The 15358-nt window shown below is 51.3% G+C and carries 16 protein-coding genes and 1 pseudogene; 7 read left to right on the forward strand and 10 right to left on the reverse strand.

The genetic code is table 11. The annotated features are described in order from the left end of the window. Window positions 1–371: 371 nt before the first annotated feature. Entirely contained in the window at window positions 372–620 is a 249-nt protein-coding gene (locus tag WB371_RS21385; RefSeq protein WP_336222005.1) for a GlsB/YeaQ/YmgE family stress response membrane protein, read from the forward strand. A gap of 140 nt (window positions 621–760) precedes the next feature. On the opposite strand, the gene WB371_RS21390 is transcribed toward WB371_RS21385, so the two are convergent. Further along, window positions 761–859 (reverse strand): YoaK family small membrane protein, encoded by a 99-nt coding sequence (locus WB371_RS21390; protein WP_024132625.1) that lies wholly within the window; start codon window positions 857–859, stop codon window positions 761–763. A 175-nt stretch (window positions 860–1034) separates the two neighbouring features. On the opposite strand from WB371_RS21390, the gene WB371_RS21395 reads away from it, so the two are divergent. Continuing rightward, complete coding sequence (locus tag WB371_RS21395) at window positions 1035–1346, forward strand: hypothetical protein (RefSeq protein ID WP_336222006.1); 312 nt, start codon at window positions 1035–1037, stop codon at window positions 1344–1346. Here the strand turns inward: WB371_RS21395 and WB371_RS21400 are convergent. Continuing rightward, window positions 1332–1679: a DUF488 domain-containing protein gene (locus WB371_RS21400; protein WP_336222007.1), complete on the reverse strand. Its 348-nt coding sequence runs from the start codon at window positions 1677–1679 to the stop codon at window positions 1332–1334. The two genes, WB371_RS21395 and WB371_RS21400, sit on opposite strands and share 15 nt — an antisense overlap. 222 nt (window positions 1680–1901) lie before the next feature. Between WB371_RS21400 and WB371_RS21405 the strand changes: the two genes are divergently transcribed. Next, window positions 1902–2609 (forward strand): CTP synthase, encoded by a 708-nt coding sequence (locus WB371_RS21405; RefSeq protein WP_336222008.1) that lies wholly within the window; start codon window positions 1902–1904, stop codon window positions 2607–2609. 37 nt (window positions 2610–2646) lie between these two features. Here WB371_RS21405 and WB371_RS21410 read toward each other — a convergent pair whose 3' ends face one another. Beyond that, window positions 2647–3828 carry a CynX/NimT family MFS transporter gene (locus WB371_RS21410; RefSeq protein ID WP_336222009.1) on the reverse strand — a complete coding sequence of 394 codons (1182 nt, stop codon included), beginning with the start codon at window positions 3826–3828 and terminating at the stop codon, window positions 2647–2649. 99 nt (window positions 3829–3927) lie between these two features. Between WB371_RS21410 and WB371_RS21415 the strand changes: the two are divergent. Then, window positions 3928–4726: pseudogene (locus WB371_RS21415) on the forward strand (AraC family transcriptional regulator). Here the strand turns inward: WB371_RS21415 and WB371_RS21420 are convergent. After that, complete coding sequence (locus WB371_RS21420) at window positions 4703–5149, reverse strand: DUF441 domain-containing protein (protein WP_043000929.1); 447 nt, start codon at window positions 5147–5149, stop codon at window positions 4703–4705. The pseudogene WB371_RS21415 and the gene WB371_RS21420 overlap by 24 nt on opposite strands. Before the next feature lie 206 nt (window positions 5150–5355). Here WB371_RS21420 and yoaI point away from each other — a divergent pair, with 206 nt between their 5' ends. Continuing rightward, complete coding sequence (gene yoaI / locus WB371_RS21425) at window positions 5356–5460, forward strand: small membrane protein YoaI (RefSeq protein WP_336222010.1); 105 nt, start codon at window positions 5356–5358, stop codon at window positions 5458–5460. A gap of 4 nt (window positions 5461–5464) precedes the next feature. Here the strand turns inward: yoaI and WB371_RS21430 are convergent, their stop codons facing one another. From WB371_RS21430 to yeaG, 4 genes are all read right to left on the reverse strand, one after another. Further along, window positions 5465–5968, reverse strand: coding sequence for a YbaK/prolyl-tRNA synthetase associated domain-containing protein (locus WB371_RS21430; protein WP_336222011.1), 504 nt, complete (start codon window positions 5966–5968; stop codon window positions 5465–5467). 40 nt (window positions 5969–6008) lie between these two features. After that, window positions 6009–7499, reverse strand: coding sequence for a diguanylate cyclase DgcJ (gene dgcJ, locus WB371_RS21435; protein WP_336222012.1), 1491 nt, complete (start codon window positions 7497–7499; stop codon window positions 6009–6011). A gap of 135 nt (window positions 7500–7634) precedes the next feature. Further along, window positions 7635–8918, reverse strand: coding sequence for a YeaH/YhbH family protein (locus WB371_RS21440; protein ID WP_336222013.1), 1284 nt, complete (start codon window positions 8916–8918; stop codon window positions 7635–7637). Window positions 8919–9123: 205 nt separating this feature from the next. After that, window positions 9124–11058, reverse strand: a complete 1935-nt coding sequence (gene yeaG / locus WB371_RS21445) for a protein kinase YeaG (RefSeq protein WP_336222014.1) — start codon at window positions 11056–11058, stop codon at window positions 9124–9126. Between the two features lie 444 nt (window positions 11059–11502). On the opposite strand from yeaG, the gene WB371_RS21450 reads away from it, so the two are divergent. Next, window positions 11503–12249: a MipA/OmpV family protein gene (locus tag WB371_RS21450; protein WP_336222015.1), complete on the forward strand. Its 747-nt coding sequence runs from the start codon at window positions 11503–11505 to the stop codon at window positions 12247–12249. Window positions 12250–12339: 90 nt separating this feature from the next. Further along, window positions 12340–13194 (forward strand): aldo/keto reductase, encoded by an 855-nt coding sequence (locus WB371_RS21455; protein ID WP_336222051.1) that lies wholly within the window; start codon window positions 12340–12342, stop codon window positions 13192–13194. A 97-nt stretch (window positions 13195–13291) separates the two neighbouring features. On the opposite strand, the gene WB371_RS21460 is transcribed toward WB371_RS21455, so the two are convergent. Both WB371_RS21460 and gapA read right to left on the reverse strand, forming a co-directional pair. Continuing rightward, window positions 13292–14176 (reverse strand): D-hexose-6-phosphate mutarotase, encoded by an 885-nt coding sequence (locus WB371_RS21460; RefSeq protein ID WP_336222016.1) that lies wholly within the window; start codon window positions 14174–14176, stop codon window positions 13292–13294. A 74-nt stretch (window positions 14177–14250) separates the two neighbouring features. Then, window positions 14251–15246, reverse strand: coding sequence for a glyceraldehyde-3-phosphate dehydrogenase (gene gapA / locus WB371_RS21465; protein WP_049850341.1), 996 nt, complete (start codon window positions 15244–15246; stop codon window positions 14251–14253). Window positions 15247–15358 lie beyond the last annotated feature (112 nt).

Genomic DNA, 15358 nt, shown 5'->3' on the forward strand with positions numbered 1-15358 from the left:
GTCCTGCGACACTCCCCGCTAATATTAAGGCGAACGGTGCTGAGCACCGTTCTTAACCACCTCGCCAGAGCCTACCGAAGTATGGTGCTGGTTTATTAGCGCTGTTTTATGGGGATCCCTCAGCGCACAGAGGCGGGCAAGAAATACTGGAAGCAATGTGAGCAATGTCGTACCGAATACCTGAGCGATTTACTCAAACACCCGATGTTGAGAAAGATAATCCTTATCATCTAAACATGCAACCCTGGCTTTTGTGGGAAAAATCAGAAAATAATAAAGTGACTATCATCACAAAGTTCAATTTCCTGACGATGTGCTATCCTTTTTAACAGCGAATAAATCGTTAACGCAAATACATAAGCGAGGAAAAAATGGGCATTCTTTCATGGATTGTTTTTGGTCTTATTGCAGGTATTCTGGCGAAGTGGATTATGCCTGGTAAGGATGGTGGTGGATTCTTTATAACGATCATTCTTGGGATCGTCGGTGCCGTCGTGGGTGGTTGGATCAGTACTCTGTTTGGCTTCGGGAAAGTTGACGGCTTTAACTTCGGCAGCTTTGCAGTAGCCATTATTGGCGCTATTGTGGTTCTGTTTATCTACAGAAAAATCAAAAGCTAATTCGCTAAATTTTATCGACAAAAGGCTACCTGAGGGTGGCCTTTGTCATTCTGGCCCCGGCACTACCACCAGCCCAGTTCGGTCCCCACCACGACGATTATCGCCACGGCAATCATCACCAGCGTTGTTTTTTTCATGGTTTATGCTCCCGGCGCGGCATAGCCGCCGATAAAAAACCAGGCCAAAAAAATAACGGCCGTAATGAAAATAACGACGGGAAACATAATGCCCAGTCTCATGATGCGATCACCTGTCTGAATTATGTAAAGAGGTGCAAGAATAGCAGGGGTCAATGAGTGACAAAAGGAGTTTTGTCTTTGGGAACAGGCAATGGGAAGTGACAATCGGATAGTCGAACGGTATTATTTCTCGGAATTATCTTACTTAGAATGACGAGAGCACAACGAGAGAAGTATGTTCCAGTTAAAACCAGGCATGCTGGCGATGATCATTGGCGCCAAAACGTCCGCAGGACGTTGCAATATTGGCAAGTCGGTTGAATTATTCCAGCTCTGCCAGCCAGGTGACGTGTTTATTAACCCCGTTAATGGCTTTACGACCATGTTGCCAAAAGAGACGCCGTGCGCGCTCTGGCTGGTGACTGGCGAGGTGGTATCGGCGGATGGACAGCACGGTTTTGCCTGGGTGCGTGCAAAACATCTTATGCCGCTGCGACCAGATACCCAGCCTGAGAGTGCGAATGCCCGCGAATCACAGCTCGCGTAGCCAGTCAGCCAGCACAAGGGCGTGATTCTGTTCGTTGTTTTTCGCCGCATACAGTAACGTCAGCGTCTGCTGGCGAGCAATCTTCGCCAGCCGTTCGCCTTCCTGGCGTTGTGACGCCAGCTCTTTGCGGTATAGCCCGGTAAAATGGGTAAAATCAATCGATTCAGCGTGAAACGCTTTACGTAGCTCCGTAGAGGGCGTGAGATCTTTTGCCCACTCATCTAATGCTAAATCTGTTTTTTTGATCCCGCGTGGCCACAGGCGATCAACCAGCACACGGTAGCCATCGCTTTTTTCTGCAGGGTCGTATACGCGTTTACACTGAATCTTCATACTTGTCCCTCTTTTCAGTCCAGGCGCAAAACTCATCAAGCTGTCGGTCGGGAAATGCATAATTTTCACTGCCTTTATCTCTTCAGGCAGAAAACTGACTCCGGTCACTATATCACTTTGCCGGCGTCCATCCCTAAATTAAGGGATTGTGATAGCAGCAAAAGATCGGTAGGCTGAGGTTCCTTATGTTGTCCCCAATTGCTCTGACGTAAGGAATTCTCCATGGAAATATCCCCTGTAAAAGATACGCTGCGGATTGCGCTGGTGGGTGATTATAACGCTGGCGTCACGGCGCATCAGGCTATCCCTCTTGCTATTGACGATGCTGCGGCGGTTCTGGAACTGGTGGCGGATTATGACTGGCTCTCCAGTACTGAAATCACCAGTGCGGAAGATTTGGTGGGGTATGATGCCATCTGGGTGGTCCCGGCCAGTCCGTACAAAAGCACGGAGGGGGCGTTGATCGCCATCCGTTACGCCCGTGAAAACAGCATCCCTTTCCTTGGCACCTGTGGCGGTTTTCAACACGCCATTCTGGAATATGCCCGTAACGTACTGGGCTGGTCCGATGCTGCCCATGCGGAAACCGATACAACAGGACGGATGGTTATTGCGCCGCTCACCTGTTCGCTGGTCGAAAAAACCGACGAGATCGAATTGCGTCCCAACACGCTAATTGCCAAAGCCTATGGTCAGGCGGTGATTTCGGAAGGTTATCACTGTAACTACGGTATCGCAGAGTCGTTTGCGGTGGAGCTGGAAAGTGGCGATCTCCGGGTTACTGGATGGGATGATAATGGTGATATTCGCGCGGTTGAGCTGGTGACGCATCCGTTCTTTGTGGCGACCCTGTTCCAGCACGAGCGTGGCGCACTGGCGGGAAAACCGGTTCCTCTGGTTCAGGCCATGCTGCGCGCGGCGCGCGGATAAGTGAAAAGGGCAGACGTTCGTGTCTGCCCTGAATTGATCAGGCGCTAATCTCTTTATTGCGACCTGCATAGAGGCCAAACACCGCCATCAGTACCGCTAACACTGCCACCGCCAGAAGCGGGAACTGCCAGTTACCCTGGGCATCATGAATTTTCCCCATCAGCGGCGGTCCGCATGCCGCCAATAAATAGCCGACAGATTGCGCCATGCCGGAAAGCGCCGCAGCCTGATGCGCAGAGCTGGCGCGCAGGCCGATAAAGGTCAGCCCCAGAATCATCGTCGCGCCGGAACCAAATCCAAATAACAGCGTCCACAGTACCGCCTGATCCGGCAGAAACCAGAACCCACAAGCTCCGAGGGCACACATCAGAGATACCAGCGCCGCAATGCTGCGCTGATCGTGAAACCGATGCAGTACCAGCGGAATCAGCAGACCCGGTGACGCGGTAGCCAGTTGCAACAGACCGTGCAGTGAACCGGCCTGCGACTCGCTGTACCCATGGCTGATTAAAATGGCTGGCAGCCAGCCGATGATCACGTAATAGATAAGCGAGTTAATCCCGAGAAACAGCGTCACCTGCCAGGCGAGCGGTGAACGCCAGATGCCGCGGGTATGTAAGGCGCGCGACGTCGTCATGTTGGTGTGAGCGCAATGGCGCCATTGCGGAAGCCAGATCAAAAACGCCAGCAGGGGGAATACCATCAGCAGTAGCAGCGCACCGCGCCAGCCGAACCCGCTCAATGCCAGTGGCACCACCAGTGCTGAACCGAGCGCAGCGGCGGCTCCCATGGTCAGGGAATAGGCGCCGGTCAGTTTAGCGACATGGTGTGAAAAATCACGTTTGATCAATCCCGGTAACAGAACATTGCCGAGGGCGATGCCACAGCCGATAAGCGCCGTTCCGCAAAACAACAGCGAGGCTGAAGGCAGAGATCGTATTCCCGTTCCGGCGCAAATCAATAACAACGCGGCGAAAAGGCTGCGCTCCATACCGATACGGCGGGCAACGCCTGCGGCGAGCGGCGAAACAAGGGCAAAAGCCAGCAAGGGAAGCGTGGTTAACAGCCCTGTCTGGGCGGTGGTAAGACCATAATCCGCGCGAATCGTATCCAGTAAAGGCGCTACGCCGGTGAACGTAACGCGAAGCGTAGTGGCAATCATCAGGATACCCGCAATCATCAGGGCTCCGTGGTTAGTGCGTGGTGAAGAAGAGGTCATTGTTATCTCATATCAACAGGTGAGGGCGTACCTTACCGCGTTTATCTGCACAGCAAATCAAGCTACAATGACAATTTATCGCTAAATTCGGACAAACTGATGTACAGCCTGCGACTTGACGGTTACGAACCTGATCTTCACCACGATCCTGCCGTGGCCTTTCGTATCCGCGCCCGTCCTGATGAGCTGTTCAGCGCGCCGCATCAGCATCGAAAAGGACAACTGATTATGGCATTGCATGGCGCTATCACCTGTGACGTTGCGTGCGCCGTGTGGATGGTACCCCCGCAGTACGCGGTCTGGATCCCTGGCGGTATCGAACACAGCAATCACGTTACGGCGGGTGCGGAGCTCTGCTTTCTCTTCATCGAACCGGATGCGGTTACATTACCGGAACATTGCTGTACGCTTAAAATATCGCCGCTCTGCCGGGAGCTCATATTGTCTCTGGCAACACGCAGCGACAGTCAGCGGGCAGAACCCCAGACACAGCGTTTGATGCAGGTACTGTTCGATGAGCTTCCGCAACAGCCGCAGGAACAGATGCAACTGCCCGTTTCCGGACATCCGAAAATACGGAAGATGGTTGAGACGATGGCGCGTGAACCGGCCGGGTGGCAGACGCTGGGGCAGTGGGCCAGTGAGTTTGCCATGAGTGAGCGTAACCTTGCCCGGCTGGTAGTCAGGGAGACAGGGCTCAGTTTTCGCCGCTGGCGGCATCAGCTCCAGCTTATTCTCGCTTTACAGGCTCTGGTGGACGGGCGCAACGTTCAGCAGGTAGCGCAACTGTTGGGATATGACTCGACCACGGCGTTTATCACCATGTTCAAAAAAGGCCTGGGACAGACGCCAGGCCGTTATCTGGCGGGGTTGACTACTGCCGCCCCACAATAAGTGAGACGAGACCTGCTGCGATAAGCGGCCCGACCGGTACCCCGCGAAACAGGGCCACGCCCAGCACGGTCCCCACCAGCAAACCGGCGACCAGTTGCGGCTGGCTGCCCATCAGCGTAACACCGCGTCCGCCGAGCCAGGAGACCACCACTCCGACCACAATCGCCACCAGCGACTTCCAGTTAAGAAAAGAGTGGATCAGCGTGGAAGGTGGAAGCGTACCGCTGGCAATAGGCGCCATCACGCCGATCGTCAGGATAATAATCCCGATGGTCAGCCCTTGCTTTTCAATCCACGGAAAAAAGGTATTGAGTGGGGTAACACGGACAATGATCAGCACCAGTATTGAAACGGCGACAGTGGTGTTATGGCTGACAAAGCCCAGAGCTGCCAGTCCAAGCAGGATCAGCAGAGTGACATCAAACATCGTGGTTTCCTTGCCAAAAAAGTTAAGCCTGTTTACTTTACGCCCAAACGCTACGCTGAACAGACTTTTTTAACGATATCCCGTGATTTAAGGCAAATGCATGATGGCGAAAAAATGTCAGCTCCGCGTGTGTTGTCATCAAATTGCCATCATTGCGGGTTATCAATAACAGGTGAGCCGTTATCTTTTATGTAAGAGGCGCCGCCATGAACGATCACATGTTTATTGAAACACTGATCATTACCTCCTCATTTTTTGCCATTGCTGCCGTGCTTGTGATTTCTGTTTTAATACTTGAGCGGGGGAGCTGAACGCTTACGCCGGGCGATGGAATTCCACCTGCTGAGGCCGGGCAATGCGCAGATAATCATCAGTATTGAGAATAACGGATTTATCCAGTACACCGGCATTGAAGGCGATTTCGCTATATCGCGTGAACAACAGCGGATCGGCGACCAGCATCAGTTGTGGATGAAAACTAAACGGTGGAATGGCGCCAAACACACAGCCAGTAAGTTCATCGACCTCAGCCGGACTGGCGAGGGAGGCGCGCAAGCCGCCAATAGCGGTCGCCAGTTGACTGAGGTCGGCCTGTTGGTCGGCGGGTAAAACCGCCAGGACATGTTGGTTAACGCCATTACCTTTGACTTTGCAGACCAGCGCTTTCGCGCCTTGCCCCAATGCGGTACCCCGAATCTCAGACACCGCTTCACATTTACCGACCGCTTCATGGCTGACGACACGAAAACGCGCGCCTCCCTGAGACAGTAAATCAAGTAAACGCTGATGGGTCATGCTGCCTTTAACGACGTCGCTCATCTTTCACTCCTTTCGCGCGAAAAAATACGGTGAAAGACTATCACGAACGCTGGCGGTTTTGGTGTTTGTTGAGGTAGAGCTGTTCATCAGATGCGGTGTAAGCATTGTGCAGCGTATCGTCCGGCTGCATGCTGTAATGGCCTGAGGAAAATCGAATATTTTTCTCAGGCGCAATGGTTCTGAGATGGCTGGCAATGCGCTCCGGAAGACGAGTTGCCATATCTGGCTCGGCATCCACCATAATGACACAAAACTCATCGCCGCCCAGCCGGATAGCGTAATCGCTTTTACGGACTGACGCTTCAATCGCGTTTGCCAGTAGCGTGATCGCCATATCCCCTTCGTGATGTCCCAGGGTATCATTAATCACTTTCAGTTTATCGAGGTCGATAGCGATAAAGACCACGGACGTACCGGCGGCGACCAGCCGTTGCAACCGCTGCTCAAGAGTGGGGGTTAAAATTTTACGGTTATACAGACCGGTCATCGCATCACTGATATTTTCACGGCTAACGCTGTGGTAAAGACGAAAATGCAGGCGGACCATATTGAGAAGCAGGGCGGTTGCCAGCAGGTAAAACAGAAAAAGTTTCCATGACGATACGATGAAATACAAAATATCGAGCGACAGTTCGACGTGAAGGCCGCCAGGAAGATCGCTGACGTAGTTGACATAGGGGAAAAGATTATTCTCGCTTTGATGAATAATAATTGTCTTATCGGAATAAGTATCTTTGAGACTGATATCCAGATAACGCCAGACCTGGGGACGGTCGTTGGTATAAACAATATTTTGCAAATTTTGTTTATTAATATCGACCATCACCGTGCCTTTTAATTTTCCGTCCAGATAGACAGGCGTTAAAAAGCTCATCACGTTGCGTTCAGTTCGATCGTCCTGATAGATGCTCGAAAGAACAGTACGGCCGGTAAAGATTCCATCAATATCTGCCTGATCAATACCTAATACACCTTTTTTCAAAAAGCTCCAGTGATGCATCGCAAACTGACGGGTATTTATCAGGTCATAGAAGTAAACATAGTGATTCTGTAAATCGAGATAATAATGAAATTTTTCTTCTGACGTGGCGAGACCTGTACCGTAATCGACCTGTTTGCGGTTAACCATCACCGCCTGATCGAATGCCGGAAGTTTAAGGATATCGTCTGCAAGACGTTCACAGTTATCTGAAACTGTCTGCAATGTACCATGAAGATCAGGGTAATTATGGCGAGTCAGATTCAGGCCATACACATCGTTCGCGCTGCTGAATGTCTGACAGATGGCGCGCCGGTCTTCAACTGAAAGCGTTTTTCCTGATGTAGCAAATGCACGCATTAAATGTGCGGCAATGCTCTGGTTGCGATATTTATCGTACAGGAAGGAGGAGTCTGCTTTTTCTATGATATAGCGCATGTAAGCGTTCATTGCTTTGTGACTGGCAATAAGCTCATAGATCAGAAAGGATGAAGTCAAAACAACAACCGTTGCGGATATAAAGAGCCTGAGCGCTTTATGATGCAATTTCATGATAAACAACAACCCCCCAGGCCAGATAATCTATTTTACCATACGTCGTACGTTCAACCTACTGACTGCCGGGAGAATGGGCTGTAAAGATATGAAAAAAACCAGTCAGGCACGCTTTTCCTGACTGGTCGGAATTTAATTTGCGCTGGTCGTACCTTGTTTATGAAAAAGCTCACGAAATACAGGGTATATATCGTCCTGATCGCGAATATGTTGCATCGCGAAATTATCAAACGTTGACTGTAAATGTTCATATTCACGCCATAACGTTTGATGCGCGCGGCGGGTGATTTCGATATAGCTATAATAACGTACCACCGGCAGCAATTTTTTCGCCAGAATTTCATGACACAGCGGAGAGTCATCCGCCCAGTTATCCCCATCCGACGCCTGTGCGGCATAAATGTTCCATTGCGCAGGGTCGTAACGCTCTTTCACCACCTCATCCATCAGTTTCAGCGCGCTGGAGACTATGGTTCCCCCGGTTTCCTGAGAGTAGAAGAATTCATGTTCATCCACTTCTTTTGCCTGGGTATGGTGACGGATATAGACCACCTCCACGTTCTTATAGGTTCGGCTCAGGAACAGATAGAGCAGAATATAAAAACGTTTAGCCATGTCTTTTGTCGACTGATCCATGGAGCCGGAGACATCCATCAGACAAAACATGACTGCCTGGCTGGAGGGATCCGGACGTTTTTCGTAATTTTTATAGCGTAAATCAAAGGTATCAATAAACGGCACACGTTCGATTTTTGCCCGGAGTTCTGCAATCTCTTTACGTAACCGTTCCTCTTCCAGCAGTTGCGCCGGTTCGCTTTTACTGATGGTTTCCAGATCCTGCTCAAGCGCATGCAGTTCGCGGCGTTTACCCGCCGTCATCGCCGTGCGGCGCGCAAGCGAGTTTTGCAGCGAACGAACCACGCTGATATTGGCCGGAACGCCGTTGGAAGTATATCCCGCCCGGTGCGTTTTATACTCGGTAAGCTGGCGCTGCTGATTTTGCTTCAGATTAGGTAGCGCCAGGTCTTCAAACAGCAGATCGAGATATTCGTCCTTGGAGATCTGAAAGACGAATTCATCCTGGCCTTCACCGTCCTGACTGGCCTGGCCTTGCCCGCTTCCTGAACCGCCGCCGCCGCCCTGAGGCCGTTCGATACGGTCATTCTGCACGAAATGATCGTTGCCCGGATGAACGCGATGGCGCAAACCGCCGCGCCCCTGATGAAACATCGGTTCGCTAATATCTTCTGTCGGAATGGAGACAGACTCGCCGCTGTCGACGTCGGTCACCGAACGCTTATTAATGGCCTCGGAGATCGACTGTTTAATTTGTGCCTTATAACGGCGTAAAAAGCGCTGGCGGTTAACCGTGCTTTTATTTTTACCGTTAAGTCGTCGGTCAATGAACCAGGTCATATGCCCCCCGTACTGCATTTGCCAACTTTACGCTTCTTCCTTCAAGTTATCTCGGCGTTGGCTGCATTCGCTCACCCCAGTCACGTACTTATGTACGCTCCTGGGGATTCACTCATTTGCCGCCTTGATACACCTTGAATGATTTCGCGTACAAACGAACTATTGGCCCGGTAAACGGATAAAATCTTCCGGGTCATTTATGCTTTTAAGACGATTTACGTACGCGCAAATACCATTCGCACAGTAAACGCACTTGTTTACGGGTATAGCCTTTCTCCATCATCCGGTCGACAAAGTCGTCGTGTTTCTTCTGTTCATCGGTCGAGGTTTTGGCATTAAACGAAATGACCGGCAACAGCTCTTCGGTATTCGAGAACATTTTTTTCTCGATAACCGTGCGCAGTTTTTCATAGCTGGTCCAGTTCGGATTCCGTCCGCTGTTATTGGCTCTCGCACGCAGAACAAAGTTGACTATCTCATTACGGAAATCTTTCGGATTACTGATCCCCGCTGGTTTTTCAATTTTCTCCAGCTCGGCATTCAGCGATTCCCGATCGAACAACTGGCCGGTATCCGGATCGCGATACTCCTGATCCTGAATCCAGAAATCAGCATACGTGACATAGCGGTCAAAAATATTCTGTCCGTATTCCGAGTAGGATTCGAGATAAGCCGTCTGGATCTCTTTGCCAATAAATTCGGCATATTTCGGGATCAGATAGCCTTTCAGGAACTCAAGATAGCGTTCAGCCTGCTCTTGCGGGAACTGTTCACGCTCTATCTGCTGCTCCAGTACATAGAAAAGGTGTACCGGGTTTGCGGCAACCTCCACATGGTCAAAGTTAAAGACGCGTGAGAGGATTTTGAACGCAAAACGGGTCGACAGGCCGTTCATCCCTTCGTCAACGCCAGAGTAATCGCGGTACTCCTGATACGACTTCGCTTTTGGATCGGTATCTTTCAGGCTTTCACCGTCATAGACGCGCATTTTAGAGTAAATGCTCGAATTCTCCGGATCTTTCAGTCGGGAGAGAATCGAGAAGCGCGCCAGCGTTTCCAGCGTGCCGGGGGCGCAGGGCGCATGGGTCAGCTCACTGTGATTAAGCAACTTCTCGTAGATTTTTATCTCTTCGGAAATACGCAAGCAGTAAGGCACCTTGACGATGTAAACACGGTCAAGGAACGCTTCGTTATTCTTGTTGTTACGGAAGGTGACCCATTCCGATTCGTTTGAGTGGGCGAGGATAATGCCGTTAAACGGCAGGGCGGAGATCCCTTCGGTGCCGTTATAGTTTCCTTCCTGTGTGGCGGTCAGCAGAGGATGCAGCACCTTAATCGGGGCTTTAAACATCTCGACGAACTCCATAATCCCCTGGTTGGCGCGGCACAGCGCACCGGAATAACCATAGGCATCTGGATCGTTCTGCGCGTGGTGTTCGAGTTTACGAATATCCACTTTTCCGACCAGCGCGGAGATATCCTGGTTGTTCTCATCGCCGGGTTCTGTCTTGGCAATCGCTATCTGTTCAAGGATTGACGGCCAGACTTTCACCACACGGAATTTGGTGATATCCCCACCGAATTCATGCAGGCGTTTCGCAGCCCACGGCGACATAATGGTGCCAAGATAGCGGCGCGGGATCCCGTATTCTTTTTCCAGAATCTGGGCATCTTCCTGCGGATTAAACAGGCACAACGGATGATCGTTCACCGGGCTACGCTCACCGTTGGCGCTCAGCACGTAAATCGGGACGCGCTGCATTAACGATTTCAGTCGTTCAGCAAGCGACGACTTCCCGCCCCCAACAGGCCCCAACAGATACAAAATCTGTTTCTTCTCTTCCAGCCCCTGAGCCGCGTGTTTCAGATAAGAGACAATCTGTTCGATCGCGTCTTCCATGCCGTAAAACTCTTCAAACGCGGGGTAACGTGCGATGACCCGGTTGGAGAAGAGTCGAGAAAGTCGAGGTTCCTGGGCAGTATCGACCATGACGGGCTCACCAATAGCCATCAGTAGCCGTTCTGCCGCATTGGCATAAGCACTGCGATCTTGCCGACAAGTGGTAAGAAACTCCTGCAGTGTGAACTCTTCGTCCTTGGCAGCTTCATAACGCTGGCGATAGTGATCGAATATATTCATGGTATGCCGTCCTTTCGTTTTTTAGCACAGGTTAAGAGCCGTTCATATGAATAGTAGAGGCTCCCGGAAGAGGTAGACTGAACGACGTCACTTACTGTCTTGTAGCAAAAAAACAGCAACTCTCATGCCATCTTGCAAAGCGTGAGACCAACGTGCCCGGTGATACAACTTCTAAATTAAAGCGTAGATGGCATTTGCAAAACTTGCCTGTACTCGCCAACGAATTTCAATGGCATATCAATAACTCATCCACAAAAAATGCATAGCTAATGTAAATAATGCCGCAGAAGATCACGCCACTTTCATCTGACTGCAAGCAGAGTGTCATCACAGCCTGCGAAATTAGACGGTTACATTCTGTCGGTAATTTGTAAAATAGTTGGGTTGTTTCATATTGGCGGTTACACTTTTGCCGCTAGACATTTGAATAAGGAATTATGGATTGTGACCAAACTCAAACTTCTGGCACTTGGTGTGCTTATCGCATCGTCTGCAACTGTAGCACACGCTGAAAACGACCTGACGCTTGGCGCTGGTGTGGGTGTGGTTGAACACCCTTATAAAGATTACGATGTGGATGTTTATCCGGTTCCGGTTATCAATTATGAAGGGGATAACTTCTGGTTCCGTGGTCTGGGCGGTGGGTACTATCTGTGGAACGACACGGCAGACAAGCTGTCGATCACCGCTTACTGGTCCCCGATGTACTTTAAACCGGGCGACAGCGACGATCGCCAAATGCGTCGTCTTGATAAACGTAAGAGCACCATGATGGCCGGTTTATCCTACGTTCATAACACGGAATACGGTTTCCTGCGCACGACGCTTTCCGGGGATACACTGGATAACAGCAACGGCGTCGTCTGGGATTTGGCCTGGCTGTATCGCTATACCAACGGTGGCCTGACGCTGACGCCGGGTATCGGTGTCGAGTGGAACAGTGAAAACCAGAACGAATACTATTACGGCGTGTCGCGTAAAGAGTCTGCCCGCAGCGGTATGCGTGGCTATAACCCGAACGACAGCTGGAACCCGTATCTGGAGCTGAGCGCGAACTATAACTTCCTTGGTGACTGGAGCGTTTACGGAACGGCGCGCTACACCCGCCTGTCTGATGAAATTACCGACAGCCCGATGGTCGACAAATCCTGGACTGGCCTGATTTCTACCGGGATCACCTACAAGTTCTGATTGTGCATTATCACAGTGCAATTTGTGCATCAAAACAGGGCGCTTGCGCCCTGTTTTGCATTACGGTGGTGCACAACACAGGAGAACATGATGACCAATAAACAGATTGTCTTTGCCGGAGAGATTGTGCTTCCTGCGATCGGCCAGGGAACCTGGTCTATGGGTGAGGATCCCCACCAGCGCTGTGCAGAAGTGTCTGCGCTTCGGGCGGGCGTCGAGCAGGGACTGACGCTTATCGACACCGCAGAAATGTATGCGGATGGTGGGGCAGAAGAGGTGGTTGGCGAAGCGCTGACCGGGCTTCGTGAGAAGGTTTTTCTGGTGTCAAAAGTCTACCCGTGGAACGCGGGCGGGCAAAAAGCGATTGCGGCCTGTGAGGGCAGTCTGCAGCGTTTGCAGACGGATTATCTGGATCTCTACCTGTTGCACTGGTCGGGCAGTTTCTCATTTGAAGAGACGGTTGATGCGATGGAAAGGCTGATCGCTCAGGGCAAAATTCGCCGTTGGGGCGTTTCTAATCTCGACGTCGATCAGATGCAGGCGCTGTGGCGGGTGGTGGGCGGAAAGCAGTGCGCCACGAATCAGGTGTTGTATCATCTGGCTTCGCGCGGCATTGAGCACGATCTGCTGCCGTGGTGTCAGCAACACCAACTCCCCGTCATGGCCTACAGTCCACTGGCGCAAGCTGGCCGGTTGCGTAGCGGTCTGCTCAACCACCCCGTGGTCAATGAGATTGCCCTTGCACATAATGTGACGCCAGCACAAATTCTGTTGGCGTGGGTGATCGGTCATCAGGGCGTGATGGCGATTCCGAAAGCGGCAAGCGTAGAGCATGTGCAACAAAATGCGGCGGCACTGAACATTACGCTTTCCGCTCAGGAAATTGCCGCACTGGAAAAGGCGTATCCCGCGCCGAGGGGCAAAACGGCGCTGGATATGGTGTGAGGTGTCGTAGGCCGGATAAGATGCGTGAGCATCACCATCCGGCAAACAATGCCTGATGGCGGCTAACGCCTTATCAGGCCTACGAATAGCGTGATGCTTAACGTTTGCTAACGCGAATCGTCTGCGCCAGGCGAGAAGGTTTCTCTTCGGTGGTTTTTTGCTGTGCAGTGGCGTACGCCGTTTCCACGCAGACAAAGGTCTTATATCCATCGTCCGGCATGTCACCCATACTGACGGACAGCGCCGGGCCGGGGTTCCAGCCAACCACATTACAGTGGTGATGGTGAACAACGTCAATATTACGCTTCAGTGCGCCATCGTGAATCACGCTGCAGGCTTCCGGATTCAGATAGACACGGTCAGTGCGATCCGGGAATGTCTGCACGCCATCGCTCAGCACATCTTCTTTTGCGTCGTTCACTTTATCGATAAAACGATCGCCCAGACCGCTGACTTTCACTGCGGCAATATCGCCGACGTTAAAATAGGTGTGCAGCGCGGATGTGGTTTCAAATTCGCCGTGGGCTTCCAGCTCTATCTCGCAGGTTTTCCCCACTTTGAAACGCGCCAGCAGAGTGAACTCATGCGGCCAGTACTGGCGGGTTGCTTCACTGCTTTGCAGTTCAAAGGTCAATACCATGCCATTGTCATCTTCATTATGCGCCTTCAGCGCCCATGGCAGATTACGCGCGAAACCGTGCGCTGGCAGACCTTTTTGCGCCGCTGGGCCAAACCAGGGCCAGCAGATTGGCACGCCGCCGCGCAGGGCAACGCCTTTTTTAAACGGTGTAATGTGACTTAGCCACAGGACCTGTTCCTCTCCGGCAGGTTGCCAGGAGAGCAGGTGAGCGCCCTGTAAAGCGAAGGAGGCTTTAACCTGCGGGTGATCGACAACAATCACTTCCAGCTCATCAAGCTGGCGGCGGGAGAGGACAGGGGTAATGTGTTCGATTACCGGAAGTGCAAAAATTTTATTAATCATTACGCAATCCTTTATCGGCGGGCAAAAAAAAGAGCGACCGAAGTCGCTCTTACAGATTACAGTCTCATCTCAACTTATTTGGAGATGTGAGCAATCAGATCCAGAACCTTGTTGGAGTAACCGGTTTCGTTGTCGTACCAGGAGACCAGTTTCACGAAGTTGTCGTTCAGTGCGATACCGGCTTTAGCATCGAACACGGAAGTGCAGACTTCGCCGTTGAAATCGGTAGAAACAACGTCGTCTTCGGTGTAACCCAGAACGCCTTTCATCGGGCCTTCGGAAGCAGCTTTGATTGCTTTCTTAATGTCTTCGTAAGAAGCAGCTTTTTCCAGACGAACGGTCAGGTCAACAACGGATACGTTCGGGGTAGGAACGCGGAACGCCATACCAGTCAGTTTGCCATTCAGTTCTGGCAGTACTTTACCTACAGCTTTAGCAGCACCGGTAGAGGACGGGATGATGTTCTGAGCCGCGCCACGGCCGCCACGCCAGTCTTTGTGAGACGGGCCATCAACGGTTTTCTGGGTTGCGGTGGTTGCGTGAACAGTGGTCATCAGACCTTCGATGATGCCGAAGTTGTCGTTGATAACTTTTGCCAGCGGAGCCAGGCAGTTGGTGGTGCAGGATGCGTTGGAAACGATGTCCTGGCCAGCATATTTGTCAAAGTTAGCGCCTTTAACAAACATCGGGGTGTTGTCTTTGGAAGGACCAGTCAGTACGACTTTCTTCGCGCCAGCAGTGATGTGCTTACGAGCAGTCTCGTCGGTCAGGAAGATACCGGTCGCTTCAGCCACTACGTCAACACCAACTTCGTTCCATTTCAGGTTAGCCGGATCACGTTCAGCGGTAACACGGATTTTTTTACCGTTAACGATCAGATGACCGTCTTTCACTTCAACGGTACCGTCGAAACGACCGTGAGTGGAGTCATATTTCAGCATGTAAGCCATGTAATCAGCGTCTAACAGGTCGTTGATTGCAACGATCTCGATGTCAGAACGTTTCTGAGCAGCACGGAAAACAATGCGACCGATACGGCCAAAACCGTTGATACCTACTTTGATAGTCATATATTCCACCAGCTATTTGTTAGTGAATAAAAGGTTGCCTGTAAAATTACAAAAACCTTACGCAGCGTCAAGCGGAATCGTGTCAATCATTGCGACAAATCAATCCAGTGCA

Origin of the sequence: Citrobacter amalonaticus, assembly GCF_037053465.1 — a bacterium.
GTDB classification, from domain to species: Bacteria; Pseudomonadota; Gammaproteobacteria; order Enterobacterales; family Enterobacteriaceae; genus Citrobacter_A; species Citrobacter_A amalonaticus_H.

Bases quoted from the DNA above. Each gene is read 5' to 3' on its own strand.
- WB371_RS21385 (WP_336222005.1), top strand. From the start codon at position 372: ATGGGCATTCTTTCATGGATTGTTTTTGGTCTTATTGCAGGTATTCTG.
- WB371_RS21390 (WP_024132625.1), bottom strand. From the start codon at position 859: ATGAGACTGGGCATTATGTTTCCCGTCGTTATTTTCATTACGGCCGTT.
- WB371_RS21395 (WP_336222006.1), top strand. From the start codon at position 1,035: ATGTTCCAGTTAAAACCAGGCATGCTGGCGATGATCATTGGCGCCAAA.
- WB371_RS21400 (WP_336222007.1), bottom strand. From the start codon at position 1,679: ATGAAGATTCAGTGTAAACGCGTATACGACCCTGCAGAAAAAAGCGAT.
- WB371_RS21405 (WP_336222008.1), top strand. From the start codon at position 1,902: ATGGAAATATCCCCTGTAAAAGATACGCTGCGGATTGCGCTGGTGGGT.
- WB371_RS21410 (WP_336222009.1), bottom strand. From the start codon at position 3,828: ATGACCTCTTCTTCACCACGCACTAACCACGGAGCCCTGATGATTGCG.
- WB371_RS21420 (WP_043000929.1), bottom strand. From the start codon at position 5,149: ATGTTTGATGTCACTCTGCTGATCCTGCTTGGACTGGCAGCTCTGGGC.
- yoaI (WP_336222010.1), top strand. From the start codon at position 5,356: ATGAACGATCACATGTTTATTGAAACACTGATCATTACCTCCTCATTT.
- WB371_RS21430 (WP_336222011.1), bottom strand. From the start codon at position 5,968: ATGAGCGACGTCGTTAAAGGCAGCATGACCCATCAGCGTTTACTTGAT.
- dgcJ (WP_336222012.1), bottom strand. From the start codon at position 7,499: ATGAAATTGCATCATAAAGCGCTCAGGCTCTTTATATCCGCAACGGTT.
- WB371_RS21440 (WP_336222013.1), bottom strand. From the start codon at position 8,918: ATGACCTGGTTCATTGACCGACGACTTAACGGTAAAAATAAAAGCACG.
- yeaG (WP_336222014.1), bottom strand. From the start codon at position 11,058: ATGAATATATTCGATCACTATCGCCAGCGTTATGAAGCTGCCAAGGAC.
- WB371_RS21455 (WP_336222051.1), top strand. From the start codon at position 12,340: ATGACCAATAAACAGATTGTCTTTGCCGGAGAGATTGTGCTTCCTGCG.
- WB371_RS21460 (WP_336222016.1), bottom strand. From the start codon at position 14,176: ATGATTAATAAAATTTTTGCACTTCCGGTAATCGAACACATTACCCCT.
- gapA (WP_049850341.1), bottom strand. From the start codon at position 15,246: ATGACTATCAAAGTAGGTATCAACGGTTTTGGCCGTATCGGTCGCATT.